Genomic DNA, 21,777 nt, shown 5'->3' on the forward strand with positions numbered 1-21,777 from the left:
TACTGGTTTTCATAAAATTCATTTGTTTGTGAAATATGTTTATATTTGATAACTGACATGCTTTAAAACAGTTGCGGAAGCCGAAAAGCAAATAGAGTAGGCAGTAAATAAAACTAAACAATCATGAAAAATGTAAGAAAATTAACCAGAAAGAATCTGAAAGAAATTAACGGAGGTGTGGGTACAGTATGGTGTCCACCAAAACCAATTACTTCATGTAGTACATGGTGTGGCTTGACAAAGGAGCAGAAAATGCGTTGCCTGCTTAATGTAGAAGAACCTTGCGAATGTTTTTAATCATTTCTGACTATAAAGCTTTACAATAAAGTTCGGCGGCTTCAAAGAAGCCGCCGAATCTGTTTTATATAATATTCTGTTTAAAATCCTACCTGGAATCCTGCTTTAACCCCGAATTTAGAAATATCCGGTCTGTCCAGATAATTTCCTCTCCAGTTGAAATCTACTCTGAAGATTCTCAGGTTTCCGATTCCTATATTTTCAATTCCGAATCCATATTCATAATAGATATGTTCGCTTGGTGCAGAATATTTAAAACCTTCTACATTGATCGCTTTGGAGGCGTCACTTAATGTACCATATGCTCCTCTGATAAATGCAACTTCTCTCAATTTCAGCTTTTTAATCAATGGAATATAAGAAAGTATTTTACCGTTAAAATGATGCTCAAGCTGAAGTGTAGTGTAGGCATCCGTCACAAACTCATAATAATTAAGCTGAGAGAATGTGTTTGGTACTAAACCATAAGAAAGGTTGGCTGGAATAATATTTTGCAGTGCCAATGGAACTGTATTGAAATTCTTTCCAGCTTCAAAATTAACCACTAGTTTTCCCATACTTCCAATCAAAAACGGCTTGTATAGCATGAATTGAAGCTTGTCATAATTGAAGTCAGCATTGAATAATCCTTCAATACCTCGCGTGTATCTTAAAACGATGGTTGGTGCCAGGTTTCTCGCCTGATAACGGTCAATTCCGGTTTGTGAGAATTTTGCACCAGGTTTGGCAATTAAACTGATGGTAACGTGTGAGTCATTAACTGTCTGTCTTAACTGCCCGTCTTTATAATACATCAGATTGAATTTCTCAGGAATAGCAGATTTAATACTCTGCATCACTCCATCTATTCTTATCTGAAAGTTTTTCCATGGCTCGATAGCTGCAAAAACACTTGTTTTATTTACAGAACTTAAGGAAATATTTTCTCCTCTTGCAAAAAAGGTACTGGTAGATGAGGATTGCGGCGTAACTCCATCACCTGATGTAAGCTGTCCCCCAAGCTGAACAATATCCCTGCTGGTTCCGGCTCCAATCATAAAGCGGTTAAGCTTATTGAACATATATCTTGCTTCTACGCCATATTTAAACTGTTGATCCTTGAAACCATAAGCTGTATAAAACTGCGCTCTCCAGGTATCATTCAATCCGAAATAGGTTCTTGCTCCCAATCTTATTCTGTCTCCTTCTACTTCATTTCTTCCGTAAATTGAGAAAATAGGACCAATATCAATCCCTTTGAAGGCATTATAATAACGTGAGCCAAGCGTTTCAAACAGTTTTACCATCCGGTTGAATTTCGGCGTCTGCTGAAGCTGATCAAGCATGTTATAAACGCCCTGTTCTGCTTTGGATAAGGTGTCAGGTCTGACTTTTGTCCAGTAAGCATCATCTTTATTGGTAAATTTATCTTCGTATTCTTCTTCGGTACGTTTGAATACTTTCGGATCAAGAGGTTTATTGAACTGATAATCGGAGTAATCTACCGATCTTTTGGCGATGATACTTTTGGCGCCTTTCTTCTTTGAGAAAGGGCTCATTTCAAATTCTGTCACCAGTTTTTTGGGAAGAAACGTAGCATCATCAGGATTGTCATATTCTACCTGAGTATACACACTGTTGACAAAGTTGACGTTAATCTTCTGTGTTGACTTTAATGTTGCTCCTAAAACGGCATAAGTATCTGTATCAATGTAAAGGTTTCCCTGAAATGCAAGGACATCTTTTCTCTTTGGCTGGTATCTTATCTGGAAGGCTTTTTCCCCACGAATCGTAATGGTGTCCATAAGACTATAATCGTAAGTATTGAAGCCGTCACTTCCAACAGGACTCTGGAATCCGATATCGAAATAATTCAGTGTATTGTCGTAGATATTGATATCACGGTATAAGTTTTTAGCAGAAACCGTTATGACCTGATTGTCCTGGAAACCTGAGGTCTTTTGGGCAACCAGTGTTCTTTTACTGTCCTTGTCCGGCCTGTTTTTACCATAATTTTCATAAACGGCTTCATTCAGGAAGATAGGAAGGCCAAGTCTTCCGCTCGCAGTAGAATCTGCATAACTGAAAATGAAATCCAGTTTATTGAAAATCTTTTTCTTCATGAAGGCACTGTCAAGATTATTCAGGTCAAACTGTGTTTTTTCGTATTCTTTATATGAATAAGTATCGAATTTTTCCAGTCCGTTATTTCTTTTTTGCGCCCACACTTTCTGCATAATTGCATAAGCCGGATTTTCTTTCTTGTTTTTATATTTTGTTTTTCCGCTTTGAAGAACAATCTCCTGAATATCGCTTACTTTAGCCTGTGATAGCTGTACGAAAATATTGTCAGCATTTTCAGGGGTGATATCAAGGGTTTCTGTGGTATAATTTTTTCTGGAAAATCTTAACTGATGAATGATGCTGTCTGACTGAACAATGAAACTGCCCGAAGTTGTCGTCAAGGCAGGTGTTTTATCATTGTTGATAAAAATATCAACGTTATTCAGTTCTTTATTGTTCTTTTCGTCAACCACCTTGCCGCTGGCCTTGTTTTGAGCACATACGGAACCGGCGAGAATCAGGAAAAAAAATAAAAGATAGTGTTTTTGGGAGTTATTGTTTAACATCATTTGTTTCTTCAGGCATTTAGCATAAACAAAAAGCATGCAGTTTAATTAAAAAACAGGTAAAAAAATAAAATATTTTTATTCTATCCTATAAAACGACAAAAGTAGCGAAAATAATATATGTATTGATTAAAAATTAACCGCGAATTTTTTATGCTTAAAATATAATAATCAGAGGATTAAAAGAAAGTGAAAGTGAAAATTTTTAAAGATCATTTCGGTGCTTTTTGTGAAGCCTATCAAATGAAAAAAGACCTACATTTCTGTAAGTCTTTTGCTCCTCCTGCTGGGCTCGAACCAGCGACCCTCTGATTAACAGTCAGATGCTCTAACCAACTGAGCTAAGGAGGAATTTCCTTTGTTTTAAGTGGTGCAAATATAATAGGAATATCTGTACCAAGCAAGTTTTTATTCTTGAATATTGAATGAAAAAAGCTATTGGTTTATTTTTCAATAAATTAAATTTTAAATATTTTTTGTGATGAACAGACGTTATTCGGAATGGTATAAATTCTAAGCTGTAAGCAATGGAATTTTTAGACCTGTTTTTTTTAAAGAAATAAAAAAGACCTACAGAAATGTAAGTCTTTTTACTTTTTATGGTTCTGAAATTTTTACTTCTTTAAATCTTTAAGAATTTCCTGAACAGCCCTTTCCAACTGAGGATCGTTATTCTGAAGACGGTCCATAAAAGTGTTTTTAACATAAATATCTGGTTTTACCCCTGTTTTTTCAAGATTCTGTCCGTCCAAGGTGTAGGTTCCCCATGCAGGAAGTCTGTAAGAAGATCCGTCTACCAATCCTTTGGCTGAAGTGAAAATAATCCATCTGTAAGTATCCTGACCGATGATTTTCCCCAGTTTCAGTGCTTTGAACCCGGCTGCAGTCATTTCGGCATCACTCAATGAAGCTTCATTAATCAAAAGGATGATAGGTTTTCCGGAAGGAGCAAAGTTGGGTTGGGTTGTTATTTTTCCTTCACGGTATTTCCATTGTAAATAAGGTCTTTGAGAAAGGAAATTCAATACTTTATCATGCACATTTCCACCGGTATTGTAACGTAAGTCAAGAATAACAGCATCTTTTCTGTTTTCCTGTTCTACCATGTCCAGAAGAAAACGATCCAGCTCATCAGTAGACATATTTTTCATGCAGGAGTAGGCAATACGGTTGTTGCTAAGCTTATCTACACGCTGATGATTATTGTAGATCCAATCTTCGTAAAGCAACCCTTTTAATTCTCCATTAGAAATCGGATGTACTTTGGTAGTTATCGTTTTACCATCACGATTAAAGGTAAGAACCAGCTCTTCCTGTTTTTTAGGGCTTGTGAAATACGTTTCGATATTTTCATTCAGATCAATCTTTTTGCCGTTTACAGAAGTAAGCTGATCTCCAGGTTTGATATCAACTCCTGAGCGGTAGGCCGGAGATTTTCTCAGAATGCTCTCTACCGTGTAGGGCTGGTCTTTTTTAAAGATAATTCCTGTTTCGTTCGTAAAATAGTTCAGGAACATGGTTTCTTCCTTTCCTGTAGAAGAAAATCCGGTGTGTGAAGAATTAAGTTCTCCTAAAAGATCATTCAACAATATTCTGAGATCATTCCTGTTATGTACATACGGAAGATACTTGGCGTATTGCTCCCTTTTGGCTTTCCAGTCGATACCATGGAATTTTTCATCGTAGAAATTTTCTTCCACACCTGTCCATGCTTCAGCGTACATCTGGGTAAATTCTGAGGCCAGATCTTTATCAAAACTGTATTGGATATTGATTTTTTCAGGCTTTAATGCCGCTACAGTTGTTTTGTAAATATTACCTTCTATCAGGGCAAACAGGTTTTTATCATTTTTGGTGATATAATAAGCTGCTTTATCGAAAACTTTTTCAGATTTGGCAGGCTCAAAATCTGTGAATACCTTTTTGAACAACTGTCTTTTTCCGTTATCCTGATTAGAATTGAAAAGAAGAATTTCTTTTTTATCATCAGCGAAAACAGCTGGATCATCCTGGTATCCGTATCGGTCGGTAACCAGTTCAATTCTGTCCAGAGTGTCATCAGGATTAACCTTCAGTTCTTTGATTACCGGCTCTTTTTCTTCCTTTTTATCCTTGTCTTGGTCTTTCTTATCCTTCTTGTCTTTTTCTTTATCTGAAGATTTTTCTTCCTTCTTTTCTTCAGTGAAGAGATTGTCGAATTTTTCAGACTTAAAAGGTTCGTCAAACCAATCTAAAGCCATACGGTAAATGTTAGATTTCTGCATGCCTAAAGGATAAGACGGATTAGTCCTGTCGCTGGCGAAATAAATATATTTTCCGTTCGGAGACCACACGGGATCTTCTTCAGAAACGCCTGTATTGGTAAGGTTTAAAGTCTGTCCTTTTTTGATGTTATAGATGAAAATGTCGAGCTCGAAGTTTCTTTTTGCCGAGAATAATACATATTCGTTATTAGGAGAGAAAGAAGGTCTTGAGTTTTGGAATGCCCAGATCTCATCTTTTACAATAGTTGTAGATGTAAAACTTTTTAAATCCAATAATCGTACTTCATCTCTTCCGCTTAAATATACTGCTTTTGAAAGGTCGCTATTCAGCGTAATGCTGCGGTTATTCCTTGAATCTTCTGTTAATTGCTTTGGCTGGCCTTTTCCGTCTGCCGGAATCGTAAACCAATTTTGATATCCGTTGTAAGTCTGGTTGTAAAGAAGGGTGCGGTTATCTTTCAGCCATTTCACTTCCATGGCGCGTTCTTTTCCATCAGATACCTGCTGGGCAAATTTTCCTTCAATATCAGAAACGAATATGATACCACGGCTTATGAATGCCATTTTTTTACCGTCAGGAGATACATCATAATAGGAAATATTATTTTCCACATTGAAATTCTGAGCTTTTTCCAATGTTTTGTTGGTATTCAGGCTGATGTTGAGAGGAGTTGTGTTTTTTGAGGCTACATCATAAGTATAAAGCTGGTAATCCTTTTCAAAAATAACTTTGGAGCCATCTGCTGAAACAAACGGTTTTTTAATGGAAGTCTCAAATTTTGTTAAGGCATTCTTTTTACCATTTTCGATTTTATAAAGATTGTATTCTCCATTATTCTCATCAGAAATAAAATAGATAATACCATTTTTATCTACACTTGGGTTAAAATCTTTCCCTTCATAGTTGGTGTACTGTTTGAAAGAATTGTTTTTGGGGTTGTACCCCAGAATATCAGGATTATTTTCTCCTTTATAACGCTTACGCTGTACCTGCTGGGCGCTTTCCGAAGAACTTGTGAAAAGATATTCTCCTGAAGGAGTTTCTACAAGACCATTGGTGTTGTTAAAATAATTGTTGAAAAGCTTTTGTGGGGTTTTTCCCTCAATTGTAGTTTTAAAGCTGCCGAAATTATTATTTCTGTTGGAAGTAAAATAAATCGTTTTGCTGTCCCACGCCCAGCTTTCCATTTCATCCCTTCCGGTATGGAAGGTTAACTGCTTGATAGTTCCTCCTCCTGCGGGCATTACATACACATCATAATTTCCATATTGATTAGAACTGAATGCAAGCCATTTTCCATCCGGGGAAAGGCGGGGATTAATTTCCTCTCCGTCCAGAGCGGTAATTCTTGAAGCGTTTCCTCCATTGGAATCTGCTTTCCAGATATCGCCGTCATATGCAAAGTAAGCTGTTTTTCCATCCGGACTTAATGAGGGACCTGATAAAAAATAAGACTTTTCCTGTGCCGAAATTCCGGTAATAGAAAATGCTGTTAATAACGAAATAATAGTTTTCTTCATGGTACAATTAGGTATTTATACAATACGGTATATTGATTTTATTATTCTTTGTTGTTGTAGAGAAGTAGTTGTATTCTGAGAATTTTCTCAATATAAATTACTCTAAAAAAGAATAGTCGGAGTATTGGCGAAATAGTTACAGGTAAAATGCTTTGAAGGCTGATAAAATTCAATGAAATAGATCAATATTTCATGAAAACGGAAGGTAATTTGAAAATATCGATCTTTTTTAGGTATTAATCTTAATTATGGTAAAAACGCAAAGATTATATTCATTTATCTTATTGTTAAGAAAGCTAATGTCGCTGATGAAGCTAAGCGGTTATGCGTACGCTTCGAAAGAATCAACTTTGTTGATTCCTGTCTTTGCTTTCTTAAAAGTGAACTGTCAGATACTAAGCCTTTGTGTTAAATATAAGTTGAAGAAAAGCAGGATTAGGTGTAGTTAAGAATTGGTTCAGTTTAAGGCACAAAAAAAGACCTACATTTCTGTAAGTCTTTCTGCTCCTCCTGCTGGGCTCGAACCAGCGACCCTCTGATTAACAGTCAGATGCTCTAACCAACTGAGCTAAGGAGGAATGTCCTTTGTTTTAAGTGGTGCAAATATAGGACGAATATTTATACCCTACAAATATTTTTAAGAAAAATTTTAAAAAAATTATAATTTACCCATAAATACTTTGAAGATGTCGCTTCCAAAGATCAGTAACATCAATCCTAACAGGAAGATAACTCCGATCATCTGGGCGTTTTCCAAAACTTTCTGCGGAACAGGTTTTCCTACAATAATTTCATATAAAGTAAATAAAACGTGGCCACCATCAAGTCCAGGAATAGGAATAAGGTTCAGGAATGCCAGCCATACAGAGAACATCGCTGTAAAGCTCCAGAAAGCCACCCAGTTGATTTTAACGCTTCCATCCGCATCTTTATCCACAGGCATATTTTTTACAATAGCAATAGGCCCTCCGACGTTCTTATACCCCTGAACTTTAGAGTTAAACATGATTTTGAACTGCTTTACCTGAGTAGTCAATGCTTCGATTGTTCTTGTAAATCCTCTTGGAATAGCTTCTCCGAAAGAATATTTTTTATTCGTTACAATATCTTTTGCTATGCTTTTGGTATCGATGGCGATCCCCAGTTTTCCGTTTTTGTCCACAGAAACAGCAGGTAATGTCTGTACAGCTCCGTTTCTTTCAACATCCACAGAAACTGTTTTTCCTTTATTTTCACTTAAAAGAGTGCTTACTTCATCAAAGAATGCCGCTTTCTTACCGTTGATTCCTACAATTTTATCACCTTTTGCCAGTCCGGATGCCTGGGAAGAAGGAGTAGCCAACGAATCAATAACCATAGATACCCTTGGAGAGATGTATAGTTTTGCTTCTTTCTGCTTAAGAACATCTGCAACACCGTCTGCATTGACAGGGAAAGTAACTTCCTGTCCGTTTCTGTTTACGGTAACATGATCTCCCAAAAGAATATTGATGGAAGTATTTTCAAGTCTTTCTGCCGGTTTTCCGTCTACACTAATGATTTTGTCACCATTCTGGAAACCCATTTTCTTTCCTGCAGAAGTGGCTTCAATACCATTTTTAAATTTTGTAATATCTGTATAAGTTTCTCCGTTGAAGAATGATAAACAGCTGTAGATTAACCACGCAAGAAAAAAGTTAACGGTAACTCCCCCCAGCATAATGATAAGTCTCTGCCACGCTGGTTTTGATCTGAACTCCCAAGGTTCTGCCGGTTTTTTCATCTGGGCAGTATCCATACTTTCGTCCACCATTCCTGCAATCTTCACGTATCCTCCAAAAGGAAGCCATCCGATTCCGTATTTTGTTTGTTCAGGGTGTTTTCTCCAGTCGTTGTCCGGAAGTTTTGATATATCGATAGGAACTTCTTCCTTCTTTCCGTTAACCTCTATTACTTCAGAATCCGGCAGATTCTTGGATAAAAATTTATACTGCCATTTTCCGTTGATTTTCTTCATGGAGAATATGGAGAAGTAAGGATCAAAAAACAGGAAAAACTTCTCTGCTCTGGTCTTGAACCATATTGCCGGTAAAAAATGCCCAAGCTCATGAAGAAGCACAAGTATAGAGATGCTCAGAATGAACTGAAAAAGTTTGATTGCTATTTCCATTAATAAATTTTAGATTTTAAATTGCAAAGGTAACAATTATCAAAACTATGCCAAATAAAAAAGCTCCCCGAAACGAGAAGCTTTGTCATATTTAAAGACGATTTGATTATAAATTGAAAGAAACGCCAAGACTGCCATTGTTACCTACTTCTGCAAAAACCCCAATTTTCTCTGTGAAGAAATAACGGGCTCCGATGTGAGCGCCTACTCCAAAGTCTCTTCCAAGCACTCCAAGGTCTACGCCAGGATAAATATCCCATTTTGAAGGAAGATTCAGGGCTTCCTGCAAATGAAAGTTCAGTCTTCCGAAAACAAAAACACGATTATCCTTATCGTTGTCTTTGTAATTGTCAAAATACCCATTGATCCCGGCACCCACTGAAATAAGTTTGTTGAGTCCATAGTCGTAAGTTCCCGTAATTCCGGTTCCATATCCCCAGGCGCTCAGCCCCAGTTGTATTTTCTGATCTCCCTTTCCTGTCCAGGCCTGAGCATTAGCCATAGCACCAAAAAAGAAGATCACCACCATAAAAAACAATTTCTTCATAAATTTTTAATTTTAAGGATAATAATAAAAAATATTTCTATCAAAAATGAAACCGAAAGAACGGCAATATGATAAAAACGGTTGACTTTAATACATTATTAAGAAATAGTGCCCGATTTTTGTGTGGAAAACTACTTTTTCAACCATTTAATTCTCCTTTTGTAAAGATAAAAGCTGTATTTTTATACTTCATATTTGAAATAATTTAAAAGAATAAAAGATGAAAGTTGCAGGGCTTAATTTAGATATCATCTGGAAAAATAAAGCTGAGAATTTTGCACGGATAGAAAGTGAACTGCTGAATGTGGAGGCAGATCTGTTTCTTCTTCCTGAAATGTTTTCAACAGGTTTCTGTATGGATGCTTCCGAAGTATCAGACAGGAATAATGAATCACTGGAATTTTTGAAAAAGATCTCAAAAGAGAAAAATGCAGCATTCTGCGGGAGTGCTCCGGTAGAACAAAACTGTAATTTCTACAACAGAATGTATTTTGTGAAGCCGGATGGCGAAATCTCCTTTTATGATAAAAGACACCTGTTCTCTTTTTCCGGAGAAGATAAGGTCTACACACCGGGAAAAGAAAGAGTAATCGTTGAATACAAAGGAATACGTTTCCTGCTTCAGGTATGTTATGATCTTCGTTTTCCTGTTTTTGCCCGCAATAATGATGATTATGATGCCATTTTATATGTTGCCAACTGGCCCGAGAAGAGAGTAGGAGCCTGGGAGCATCTGTTGAAAGCCAGAGCTATTGAAAATTTATCTTTTGTATTTGGTCTCAACAGAATTGGAACTGATGGAAATGATCTGTTGTATCAGGAAAGTTCTCACTGCTTCTTTGGTGATGGAAAAGAAATTTCTCAGAAACAGGGAAATCTCGTATCTGCAGAATTATATATGGAAGAATTGAACGATTTTAGAAAGCATTTTCAGTTTTTGAATGACCGTGATTCTTTTTCTATTGAGTTTTAGATTTTCCCCCACAGGTCTCGCAGATCTTCACAGGTTTTTAATTTTTATATAAAGAAAAACAATCGTAATTATCTGTGGAAATCTGTGCGATCATCGGGAATTATAAAAAGCAAAAAACTGTGAAAAATCACAGTTTTAAGCGTATTGTTGTAAAAGTTGGGTGAGGGTATTCACATCATGAACACCACTTTCTTTCCATAGCATTTCTCCTTTTTTGAAAATGGCTAGTGTAGGAACCCCGCGCACTCCGTATTGAGCGGCCAATGCGGGATATTGATCTACATCTACCTTTATAATTCTGGCCCTTTCGCCAATGTTTTCCTTTACCGTATTTAATACCGAAGACTGTACTTTACAAGGCTGGCACCATGTTGCGAAAAAATCTATCAGAACAGGTCTTTCGGAATCTATAATTTCCTGAAATTTTTGTGACATAGTTTTGGTTTTATTAGTTTGCTTTTTTGTTTGTTTCGTCCTGAATCGCTTTTACATGTTTCCAGGTTGTACCATCATAAGCCTCCACACCATTTTTCTTCAGAATTTCCATCGCCTGATCTGCCTGAATTCCTTTATTGCAAAATACAACAACTTTTTTTCCTTTTAAAGTTTCTATGTTGTTTTGAATCTCTGCCAAAGGAATATTGATTGCATTTTTTGCTGTTCCTGCAGCATACTGCTCAGGAATCCTGACATCTACCAATGTTACCTCAGAACTGTTGACTACTTCTTTAATGCTGGCAGTAGGAATTGCTGTTGTAGACGATGTCTTACAGCTACTTAGCATAAAAGTCAACACTAAAATTAATCCGGAAAACTGAATTTTCATGATCTTACAGGGTCTTAGATTGGCATACGAAATCTGTAGTTGGCAGTTTTTCTGTTTTTTTGATCCCGTTAAAACCACCTTCTATTTCGGTAAAATTCCTGATTCCGTGTGAGTTAAGTATGCTTGCTGCAATCATACTTCTATATCCGCCGGCACAGTGAAGGAAAAAATGTTCAGAATCATCAATAGTGCGTGCCCAGTCACTGATAGTGTCTAGTGGCTTATTATAAGCATTGTCAATGTGTTCTGCAGAATACTCGGTGAGTTTTCTTACATCAATTACGGTAGCATCTGCTGTAAACTGTTCTGCAAATTCAGCCGGAGTAATTCTTTTGATCTCATCCGTTTCCTTACCTGCATTTTTCCATGCTTCAAAACTGCCTTTCAGGTATCCTATCACATTATCAAAGCCTACTCTGCTCAGTCTGGTGATCACTTCCTCTTCAGTCCCTTCATCAGTAACTAATAATAAAGGATGTTTTACGTCAACGATAAGCGTTCCTACCCATGGGGCGAAATCTCCTTTCAGTCCTATATTGATAGAGTTCGGAACAAATCCTTTATGGAAGTCCGCAGCTCCTCTTGTGTCTAAAATTAATGCTCCAGTTTCTTCCGCCAAAGCTTCAAAGTCCTCAGCTTCAACAGGCTGTAGTCCCTTGTTCATTACAACATCAAGGCTTTCATAGCCACCTTTATTTAAAGCGACATTCATCCCGAAGTATTTCGGTGGAGCTGTTAAACCATCCAGAACTTCTCTGACGAAAGACTCTTTATTCGGTTGATTAAGTGCATAGTTGGTCTTCTTTTGATTTCCTAAAATGTCTACCGTTTCCTTCTGCATATTCTTTCCGCACGCAGATCCGGCTCCGTGAGCTGGATAAACTGTGATGCTGTCATCCAATGGCATAATTTTGCTCTGAAGGCTATCATATAGAATTCCCGCAAGATCCTCCTGGGTAAGATTAGTCGCCTTTTGGGCAAGATCCGGTCTTCCTACATCTCCCAGAAACAATGTATCACCTGTGAAAATTGCAGTTTCAACACCATTTTCGTCTATTAAAAGGTAAGTACTACTTTCCATGGTGTGTCCCGGTGTGTGCAGTACCTTTATCTTAACTTTTCCGATCTCAAAAATCTGATTATCTTCAGCAATAATAGCGTCAAATTCCGGAACAGCAGTAGGTCCGTATACAATCGGAGCACCTGTCTTCTTGCTTAAATCCAAATGTCCGGATACGAAATCAGCATGGAAATGAGTTTCAAAAATATATTTTAAAGTGACATTATCTTTTTCCAGGCGATCCAGATAAGGTTTTACTTCTCTTAAAGGATCAATAATGACAGCTTCATTCTCTGATACAATATAATAGGCACCCTGAGCCAGACAGCCCGTATATATTTGTTCAATTTTCATTGGGTCTTTTTTTTAATGAGTTAAAGATACGAAGTATTAGATCAATTCTAAACGAAATGTTAAATTCCATTGATAGTTTCTTTCAATACTTTCTTAAACGTACGTTTGGTATCTGCTGTTTTTTTAGCAAAAAGAATGCCTTACATAATGTCAATTGGCAAATGCTGTTTTATATCATGTCCTGCTTCTGGAACAATGTCTTTAAAGCATTCATTTTACTCTATCTGATAATATATTTTGTACAGAATTTCATTGGTGCTTTCTGTAATGTTCTTCTTTGTTTTGAATTGGAGATATTCCTCTTTATTAGCTTCTCCTTCATCATAACGGATCAGTCTTTTGTACTTATCATAGAGGTAATCTTTAATTTTTCCGTTGTCTGCTAATCTAATTATTTCACCAAAATATTTTTTAGTGTCTTCGTGCATCGGCCACTTTGTTTCATGAGTTTTATAGAATTCTATCATTTTGTCTATAGCATATACTTCAGACTCGATATTCATATCATTGAAGCCTGTCAGAAGTTCTTTTTTGTCTGCATTTTCTCCCAGCCATTTTATTTTTGCATACACCGAAGCAAGCACAGCATTAGTCATCATAGAATCTCTTTTGATAACAGGAGATAAGATGATATCCGGAGTATGGCTAATAGGAAGAGTTTTTTTAGCAGCGATATCCAATACACCAAAATATGTCTCAGCTTTGTTTTTGAGTTCAGACAGTTGATCATGGGTCATTTCATCGCTTGATCCTCTGATTTTAAAGCCCCATCCTCCACATTCATAAATAGAAAGGAGTGACTTCTTATCAGTATATTTTACACCTTTGAAAAAATCACGTTCACCCATTGAATGATCAAAAATTGAATAGATATAGTTTACTTTTACCTTATCATTGGATATATTTCCAAACATAGGTTTTAAGTCTACACTTTTATTGGAATTCTGATTCAGAACCGTTTCATATATGGAAAATTCATCTCTCAAAAGCTGGTTATCAACTAATTTTTTAGGATAAATATAGAAGGTCAGGACCGTTTTACTTTTTTTACGGTGTTGTTGTACATAGCTTACCACAATATGCTTATTCTGTAGATCATAAGATACTATTTCTTCTCTTTGAAAGCCAGACCATAAAACTGGGAAAACGGCTGATGTCGGTAAGTGGGTGTAATCGCCTTTAATCTGTAAATTAACAGGTTCATTTCTTTTCTGAGCAAGAAAAAAGGTGGAGGAAAAAGCAAAAATAACGAGTAGAATTTTTTTTAATGAAATCATGTGTGGTATATATGTTGTTCTCAAGGCTAAATTAGAAAATAAATTTAGGGAACTTAGAATATAATTTAATCATTAATATTATTTTATTTACTCAAATTTTTCTAAAAAATTTTATATTTATAAGTTTAAAAAAGCAATCAAATGGCAGACAAAACACAATTTATTGAAGAACTTAACGCTAGATATACTCCTAAAGGAGAACATATAATATTAGGAAAAGGGATGTTGGATGGCGAAGTTGTTACGGAAGTAAACGTAACCATTCCTCTGAAAACGATTAACCGCCACGGTCTTATTGCCGGAGCTACCGGAACCGGTAAGACAAAAACATTACAGGTATTCGCAGAACAGCTTTCTCACGCAGGAATTCCGTCTCTCGTTCTGGATATTAAAGGGGACTTTTCCGGGATTGCAGAAGCAGGACAAATGAATCCCATCATTGAGGAAAGATATGCGAAGACACAGCTTCCATATAATCCCCAAGGCTTTCCGGTAGAATTGATGAGCATTTCAGGAGGAAAAGGAGTGAAACTGAGGGCTACTGTTACAGAATTCGGACCTGTTTTATTAAGCAAAATCCTTGAATTGAATGATACCCAGCAAAGCATCATGTCTATTGTCTTCAAATACTGTGATGATAAAGGACTTCCCTTAATTGACCTTAATGATCTGAAGAAAGTGCTGCAGTATGTGACCGATAATGCACAGGGAAAAGCGGAGCTTGCTGCCAATTACGGATCCATTGCATCAGCATCTTTGGGAGCTATTTTAAGATCTATTGTAGCTTTGGAGCAGCAGGGCGCAGCAGGATTTTTCGGTGAATTAAGCTTTGACGTTCATGATTTACTGGAAACAAGAGATGGAAAAGGAGTGGTTAATATTTTAAGAGTCGCAGATATTCAGAATAAGCCACAGCTTTTCTCAACGTTTATGCTTTCGCTTTTTGCTGAAATTTATATGACATTTCCGGAAGAAGGAGACAGTGGGAAACCAAAGCTGGTACTATTCATTGATGAAGCCCATCTGATTTTTGATGAAGCTTCCAAAGCGCTTCTTTCACAGATCGAAACAATGGTGAAACTGATCCGTTCCAAAGGAGTAGGAATTTATTTTATTACCCAGATTCCCGGGGATGTTCCAGAAAATGTTCTTTCCCAATTAGGGTTAAAAATACAGCACGCTTTAAGAGGATTTACCGCAAAAGATAAAAAAGAAATTACCAAAGCGGTAGAAAATTATCCTACCACAGAATATTACGAAGCTTCCAGCCTGATCCAGAATCTGGGAATTGGAGAAGCATTTGTGACAGCTCTGGATGAAAAAGGAATACCGACACCATTAGTGCATACTTACCTGATTTCTCCCGAATCGAGAATGGATGTTCTGAATGAAGCAGAAATCTCCGATCTTACTTCCAGATCAGCAATGGTAGCAAAATATGAGCAGGCATTAGACAGAGAGTCTGCTTATGAAATGCTGACCACCAGAATGGAACAGGCAGCACAAAACCCCGCACCTACACAGAAGGCAAAACCCGTAAAAGAAGAACCCGGAATGTTCGAACAGGTTTTACAGAGTAAGGCTGGCCGTACCTTTACCTCTACTTTAATGAGGGAAGGAGCAAAAGCTATTCTCGGAATGTTCGGGCTGGGAGGCAGAAGAAGATAATTTTGAAAGCTAACCTGCTGTATTTTGATATATTTTTTGTTATTTTAGCAGGTTATCTTTACATAACAGTAAAAACAGAGCCTTATTTTATTGGGGAATAAAAGCAGGTCTAAATAGTAAACTAGAAAAACAGCAGTTAACACACATTCATGTATTCAATTATAGATATAGAAAGTAATGGTGCAGGTTATAGAAATGAATGCATTATAGATATCGCCATCTACAGATATGACGGTCAGAAAATTATAGATCAGTTTATATCCCTTGTAAACCCCGAAGGTGATATTACTCCTTTTGTACAAAAGCTGACCAGTATTACCCCAAAAATGGTCAAGACTGCTCCGAAATTTCATGAAATTGCCAAAAGAGTGATAGAAATTACTCAGAATACAACTTTGGTAGGTCATAATATTGATTTTGATTACAGGATGCTTCGCCAGTCATTCAAAAGGCTTGGTTATGATTTTAAAATCAATACGTTAGATACAATTCCGTTAGCAAAAAAACTGATTCCTGATGAAGTAAGTTATTCGTTGGGAAAACTGGTGAAATCATTGGGTATTCCATTGACCAACCATCACAGGGCGGAAGGCGATGCAAGAGCTACATTAGAACTTTTCAAACTTCTGATCTCAAAAGATATTGAAAATGAGATTATTCAGAAGCAGCATGATGAGTCTAATGCCAAAACGTATATCAACAAAATCAAAGAACTGACTCAGGATCTTCCTAATGACAAAGGTTTTGTGTATTTTCAGGATGAAGCAGGACGTATTATGTTTTCTGATTATGTTCAGGATATCAACAAATTTTCCAAAAAGGTTTTCAATTCCAAATCAAAAAAATGGGAACAGATCCAGAAAGATGTTGAACAGATTAATTTTGAGCTTACAGGAACAGATATTATTGCCAAACTGATCCTTAATTCCAAGAATATTAAAAAGAAAGAAGTGTTACCTTTCGGATTATATTTCAGGAATAATAAATATGTAGTTGAGAAAAATAAGCTTAATAAAACTGAGAAGCCGGTCTTAAAATTCAGATCATTTACACAGGGTGCAAAAGCGGTTCAGTTCATAGGATCTCAGGAAGAATTTAAGGATTTTGCTGTCTTGAAACAAAAAATTGAATTCAGAAAAAGAAATGAACTATGGCTCGGGCCGGGAAGGAAATTAGGAGAAAAACTGTTTTTAATTATAGAAAACGGAAAAGTAGTTTCATTTGGCTTCTATGAATTGTTTACGCAGATTCAGACGCTGAGTAAGCTGGCTAAGCTGAAAATTGACCTTCCGTTGTCTTCCACGGATCTGAATAACGAGTTGCAGCTGGCACTTCTTCGTGCGGATTTTGAGACATTACCACTGCCGAAGTGACAGAGTATTTACATGTTATAAGTTTATTCTGAGGAGAATACAATTCAAATCAATTTTCCTGAAATCAAAAAATAAATAGTATTTTTGCAAAAAATAAATAGAAGCAATGCAAAATTTTAAACAAAATAAAACTGGAAAAAAGGGAACTGTAAAGTTCTCTAAGGTTTGGAATATTTAAAAGAGTTGTCTTGCATAAAAAATAATCAATGTGGCAGGCTCTTTTTCGAAGAATCTGCCTTTTTTTATGTTAAAATGAAATTATGAATTCAAAAGAATTATTAAAGATTGCCAATGAGTTTGGCACACCGGTGTATGTTTATGATGCTGAATCCATCAAAATTCAATACGAAAAACTTACCTCTTCATTTTTAAAACATACTAAGTTCTTCTACGCAGCGAAGGCCTTGACCAATATCAATATTCTTAAGTATGTCAAGAATCTGGGTGCATCTTTGGATTGTGTATCTATCAACGAAGTTAAGCTGGGATTAAAGGCAGGATTTTCGAAAGAAAAAATATTATTTACACCCAACTGTGTTGACCTGGCGGAAATAGAGGAAGCAATGACTTTTGGAGTTCATATTAACATTGATAACATTTCTATTCTTGAGCAATTCGGGAATAAATACGGAAATACCTATCCGATTTTAGTAAGAATCAATCCGCATATTTTTGCAGGGGGTAACTATAAGATTTCAACTGGGCACATCGACAGTAAATTCGGGATTTCTATTCACCAGGTTCGTCACATCGAAAGAGTGATGAAGAGTACCAACCTGAATGTTGAAGGTCTTCACATGCATACGGGAAGCGAAATTAAAGATCCTGATGTATTTCTTCAGGCTTTGGAGATTATGCTGGAACTTTCTGAGCATTTCCCGAACCTGAAATATCTGGATATGGGAAGCGGGTTCAAAATCCCTTACCAGGACAGTGAAGAAGAAACTGATGTGAAAACATTAGGAAAAAAAGTGGAAAAAGTAATTTCTGAATTTTCAAAATCTACAGGAAAAAAATTCGAATTATGGTTTGAACCTGGAAAATTCTTAGTAGGAAAAAGCGGGTATTTATTAGTGAAAGCTAATGTAATCAAGCAGACAACAGCTACTGTTTTTGTTGGAGTGAATTCCGGATTTAATCACCTGATCCGGCCAATGTTCTATGATTCTTACCATATGATTGAAAACCTGTCCAATCCAAAAGGTGCCGAAAGAATTTATACGGTAGTAGGAAATATCTGCGAAACAGATACGTTCGCATGGGACAGAAAACTGAACGAGGTAAGAGAAGGAGATATTCTTGCTTTCCATAATGCAGGAGCTTACGGTTTTGAAATGAGTTCTAACTTCAATTCAAGATTAAAGCCTGCTGAAGTATTATTCTTGGACGGAAAAGCTCATTTGATCCGTAAAAGAGACGAGTTTGAAGACCTTTTGAGAAATCAGATTGAAATAGTGATGTAAAATCCGAAACATACGATATGAACAGCCACCTTTTTGGTGGCTGTTTTGTTTTACATGAAATGAAACCTCACGGGTTTTCAAAACCCGTGAGGTTTCAATAGAATCAAAATTTACATTACAATTTTTTAACATCGAGTTAGGGATGGAGTCTCAATTTTATTAGTTAAATTTGATAGAGATAGGAAGATTTTCTTCTTCTCAAATACTATTTTCACCAAAAAATAACCACCAAAACAGACTAATTATGGCAAAAAACATAGCAGAGCAGATTGTTGAAATGCTCGAAAATGCCAATGTGAAAAGAATTTATGCAGTAACCGGCGACAGTCTCAATCATCTGAATATTGCCGTTAAAAAAAGCAGCATCCAATGGATTCATGTAAGACACGAAGAAGTAGGGGCTTATGCCGCCGCTGCGGAGGCTGAGCTTGATGGTTTGGCAGTTTGTGCCGGAAGCTGCGGGCCAGGACACGTTCATTTGATCAATGGAGTGTATGAAGCTCATCGCTCTCATGTTCCTATGCTGGTGATTGCTTCCACCATTCCCAGTGATGAAATGGGCATGGATTACTTTCAGGAAACCAATACGATAAAGCTGTTTGATGACTGCAGCTATTATAATCAAATGATTACAAGACCTGAACAGGTACAGAGAACCTTGCAGACCGCCATTCAGCATGCTATATCCAAAAAAGGAGTTGCGGTGATAGGTCTACCGGGAGATGTTTCTGAGCTGGATGCCGAAGAAGGCTCTACTTCCACCCAAATCTTTAAAACCAATCCTGTCATAAGACCTTCGGATGACGAGTTGAAAAGCCTGTCAACACTGATAAATAATAGTAACAAAGTAACAATCTATTGCGGAATTGGTGCTGCTGAAGCACGCGATGAAGTGATTGCTTTGTCCAATTTGTTAAAAGCACCTGTAGGATATTCATTCCGCGGGAAAATGGCTATTCAGCCCAATAATCCCAATGAGGTAGGGCTTACAGGTCTGTTAGGATTTCCTTCGGCCTATCATGCCATGCACGAAGCTGATCTTGTTATTCTCCTGGGAACGGATTTCCCTTATCAGAAATTCATGCCTGTAAAAAATAAAATCGTCCAGATTGATGAAAGTCCTGAAAGATTAGGAAGAAGAGCAAAACTGGAGCTGGGGCTTTCCGGAGACGTCAAAGAAACCATTAAAGCACTGCTTCCCTTACTCGAAGAAAAAACGGATGTTCATTTTCTGAATGAACAGCTGGCGTTTTACGATGAAGTAAAAGAAAACCAGTTGGAGTATGTTAAAGATTCTGGAAAAGAGAATGCTATTCAGCCGGAATATGTGGCTTACACTTTAGATAAACTTGCTAAACATGATGCTATTTTTACCGTAGATACCGGAATGTGCTGCGTTTGGGGAGCCCGCTTTATTACAGGAACAGGCGAAAGGAAAATGCTGGGATCATTTAATCATGGATCAATGGCTAATGCGATGCCAATGGCGATAGGTGCTGCATTGGCACATCCCGAAAAACAAGTGATTGCCCTTTGTGGAGATGGAGGATTATCTATGCTTTTAGGAGATATGGCTACTATTTTTCAGTATAAATTACCAATCAAATTAATTGTTTTCAATAACAGAACCCTGGGAATGGTAAAGCTGGAGATGGAAGTTGGCGGAATGCCAGATAATGAAACAGATATGATCAATCCGGATTTTGCCATGGTAGCACATGCAATGGGCTATCCGGGAAAAAACGTTCATCTTCCCGAAGATGTGGAAAGTGCTATCAAAGAATGCCTGAATTATGAAGGACCTTATCTTCTGAATATTTTCACCAATCCCAATGCGCTGGCTCTTCCTCCCAAGATTGAATTTGACCAGATCATGGGAATGAGCAAATCTATGGCTCAGCTCATGCTTGGAGGGAAAATGGATGAGGTTTTTGAAACGGTGAAGACCAATTATAAACATATCAAAGGCCTGCTTTAAGAAGAAAAGAAAAAAAGAAAGTTATCTGAAATCAGAACCCATATGTAAAACTTCATGCTTGGCGTGAAGTTTTTCTTTTTTATACATAAGCTAAATATTTACCTTTGTTTATTATTAGAAAACAATCATGAGAGCTATATTTTTATTTTTGGCATTATGTGTGATGAATTTTTCATGGGCACAGGATCAGGAAGAAAGGGATGATTCCTTCATCAGAGAAAGCAACAAAAATCTTTTAAAAATAGATATTAGAGAACCCTTTATGCAGGTTGCTGTAAAATGTAATGCTTTTAAACCCGCTGCTTTTGAAGGAGGTGTTGCAGCCTACAAAGATATCCTGAACCGATATATGTATGCGTACCTGAATTCTGATTTCTATGCTTTGACGGGAGATTTTACCTTTACCTTAGTGCTTGATGACAAAGGAAAAGTAACGGATGTGAAAGGAATGCCTAAGGTGGCCAACAGCGAAGTTTTCTTTGATGATATGCAGTACGTTGTAAGAAGGATAAAGAAAAACTGGATTCCGGCGTCTTGTAACGGGAAGCCAGTAGCCTCACAGATTAAAGTTAAAATGAACTTCTCTTCAATGTCCGTGGATATTGATTAAATAATATAAACACAATAATGAAAAAGACTTTTATTATGTTTTTTCTGGCTTTTGTATCTCTGTATAAAGCGCAGATACTTGATGAATATCCGGAGAAACAAAGCTTTTATGAAGGAGGAATGGTTAATTTTTACAAAGATGTTCACGAATATCTTATTAATAATAAATTTAAGGAGTGTGATGAAAAAGAGATTTATCAGCCAAGAATTATTGTAACAGAAAAAGCTGAAGTTAAATTCATCAAAGATTCTGATACGGCTAATATTGCAAGAAACAAATGTGCATACAATATGTCCAGGGAGCTTCTTAAAAACCTTAAAAAATGGAAGCCGGCTGAAGCCAAAGGCTGGAAAATTGGGGCTATTACTGAGTTTATTTTATATCCAAAAGATGTAATGAGTAATTACCAGCCGGGTTATGATGCCAATAAATTTGTAGCGCATACCAAATACCCTGAAGGATCGAAAGCTTTTCATACTTTATTTCATGATAATTTTATGACGATTTTTTCAGATTATCAGCTTAACGGAAAGGTAAATCTGGAATTTTATATCAGCAAAGACGGTCATATTATTAATCCAAGAGTTTATCCTGAAGTTTACAATCAAAATTTTAATACTGATTTTATGCGGACTCTTGCAAGAATGAAAAAGACCTGGATACCAGCTTTTTATAAAGATATTCCGATTGTGGAGAGGATTTCATTTCCGGTACAGTTTTCAATAACATTTACTGAAAGATAATCCTGACATTCTGTCACAATATTTTGTATCTTTGCAAACTTATTCGTTCGTAATTTAAAATTACG

The 21,777-nt window shown here is 36.7% G+C and carries 16 protein-coding genes and 2 tRNA genes; 8 read left to right on the forward strand and 10 right to left on the reverse strand.

The features are described from left to right. The first annotated feature begins 123 nt into the window (after positions 1-123). Complete coding sequence (locus AC5YGI_RS21140; RefSeq protein ID WP_496169691.1) at positions 124-297, forward strand: bacteriocin-like protein; 174 nt, start codon at positions 124-126, stop codon at positions 295-297. A gap of 80 nt (positions 298-377) precedes the next feature. Here AC5YGI_RS21140 and AC5YGI_RS21145 read toward each other — a convergent pair whose 3' ends face one another. From AC5YGI_RS21145 to AC5YGI_RS21170, 6 genes are all read right to left on the reverse strand, one after another. Next, the gene (locus AC5YGI_RS21145) at positions 378-2,909 is read right to left on the reverse strand and encodes a DUF5686 family protein (RefSeq protein ID WP_330744483.1); all 2,532 of its coding nucleotides are present in this window, start codon (positions 2,907-2,909) and stop codon (positions 378-380) included. Positions 2,910-3,183: 274 nt separating this feature from the next. After that, positions 3,184-3,257, reverse strand: a tRNA-Asn gene (locus AC5YGI_RS21150). A 263-nt stretch (positions 3,258-3,520) separates the two neighbouring features. Next, positions 3,521-6,691, reverse strand: coding sequence for a S41 family peptidase (locus AC5YGI_RS21155; protein ID WP_496169694.1), 3,171 nt, complete (start codon positions 6,689-6,691; stop codon positions 3,521-3,523). A 504-nt stretch (positions 6,692-7,195) separates the two neighbouring features. Beyond that, a tRNA-Asn gene (locus AC5YGI_RS21160) sits at positions 7,196-7,269 on the reverse strand. An 80-nt stretch (positions 7,270-7,349) separates the two neighbouring features. After that, on the reverse strand, positions 7,350-8,840 hold the full coding sequence (rseP, locus tag AC5YGI_RS21165) for an RIP metalloprotease RseP (RefSeq protein WP_330744480.1): 1,491 nt from the start codon (positions 8,838-8,840) through the stop codon (positions 7,350-7,352). A 106-nt stretch (positions 8,841-8,946) separates the two neighbouring features. Continuing rightward, positions 8,947-9,387 (reverse strand): DUF6646 family protein, encoded by a 441-nt coding sequence (locus AC5YGI_RS21170; RefSeq protein ID WP_496169696.1) that lies wholly within the window; start codon positions 9,385-9,387, stop codon positions 8,947-8,949. A gap of 220 nt (positions 9,388-9,607) precedes the next feature. Between AC5YGI_RS21170 and AC5YGI_RS21175 the strand changes: the two genes are divergently transcribed. Next, on the forward strand, positions 9,608-10,360 hold the full coding sequence (locus AC5YGI_RS21175; RefSeq protein WP_496169698.1) for a nitrilase-related carbon-nitrogen hydrolase: 753 nt from the start codon (positions 9,608-9,610) through the stop codon (positions 10,358-10,360). Between the two features lie 135 nt (positions 10,361-10,495). Here the strand turns inward: AC5YGI_RS21175 and AC5YGI_RS21180 are convergent, their stop codons facing one another. From AC5YGI_RS21180 to AC5YGI_RS21195, 4 genes are all read right to left on the reverse strand, one after another. Beyond that, a complete protein-coding gene (locus AC5YGI_RS21180; RefSeq protein WP_496169700.1) occupies positions 10,496-10,795 on the reverse strand; it encodes a thioredoxin family protein in 300 nt (99 codons plus the stop codon). A 13-nt stretch (positions 10,796-10,808) separates the two neighbouring features. Beyond that, a complete protein-coding gene (locus AC5YGI_RS21185) occupies positions 10,809-11,186 on the reverse strand; it encodes a rhodanese-like domain-containing protein (RefSeq protein WP_496169702.1) in 378 nt (125 codons plus the stop codon). Positions 11,187-11,190: 4 nt separating this feature from the next. Beyond that, a complete protein-coding gene (locus AC5YGI_RS21190) occupies positions 11,191-12,600 on the reverse strand; it encodes an MBL fold metallo-hydrolase (protein WP_496169704.1) in 1,410 nt (469 codons plus the stop codon). A 215-nt stretch (positions 12,601-12,815) separates the two neighbouring features. After that, the gene (locus AC5YGI_RS21195; RefSeq protein WP_496169706.1) at positions 12,816-13,877 is read right to left on the reverse strand and encodes a hypothetical protein; all 1,062 of its coding nucleotides are present in this window, start codon (positions 13,875-13,877) and stop codon (positions 12,816-12,818) included. A 141-nt stretch (positions 13,878-14,018) separates the two neighbouring features. On the opposite strand from AC5YGI_RS21195, the gene AC5YGI_RS21200 reads away from it, so the two are divergent. From AC5YGI_RS21200 to AC5YGI_RS21225, 6 genes are all read left to right on the forward strand, one after another. Next, positions 14,019-15,545 (forward strand): helicase HerA-like domain-containing protein, encoded by a 1,527-nt coding sequence (locus AC5YGI_RS21200; protein ID WP_446107244.1) that lies wholly within the window; start codon positions 14,019-14,021, stop codon positions 15,543-15,545. Between the two features lie 149 nt (positions 15,546-15,694). Beyond that, entirely contained in the window at positions 15,695-16,918 is a 1,224-nt protein-coding gene (locus AC5YGI_RS21205; RefSeq protein ID WP_496169709.1) for a 3'-5' exonuclease, read from the forward strand. 260 nt (positions 16,919-17,178) lie between these two features. Beyond that, positions 17,179-18,381 (forward strand): diaminopimelate decarboxylase, encoded by a 1,203-nt coding sequence (gene lysA / locus AC5YGI_RS21210; protein WP_170872057.1) that lies wholly within the window; start codon positions 17,179-17,181, stop codon positions 18,379-18,381. A gap of 244 nt (positions 18,382-18,625) precedes the next feature. After that, the gene (locus AC5YGI_RS21215; RefSeq protein WP_330744459.1) at positions 18,626-20,359 is read left to right on the forward strand and encodes a thiamine pyrophosphate-dependent enzyme; all 1,734 of its coding nucleotides are present in this window, start codon (positions 18,626-18,628) and stop codon (positions 20,357-20,359) included. Between the two features lie 127 nt (positions 20,360-20,486). Then, a complete protein-coding gene (locus tag AC5YGI_RS21220; RefSeq protein WP_330744458.1) occupies positions 20,487-20,969 on the forward strand; it encodes a hypothetical protein in 483 nt (160 codons plus the stop codon). Between the two features lie 17 nt (positions 20,970-20,986). After that, on the forward strand, positions 20,987-21,712 hold the full coding sequence (locus AC5YGI_RS21225) for an energy transducer TonB (protein ID WP_330744456.1): 726 nt from the start codon (positions 20,987-20,989) through the stop codon (positions 21,710-21,712). Positions 21,713-21,777: the final 65 nt, after the last annotated feature.

It is taken from the genome of Chryseobacterium sp. CS3K3.1 (assembly GCF_059515165.1).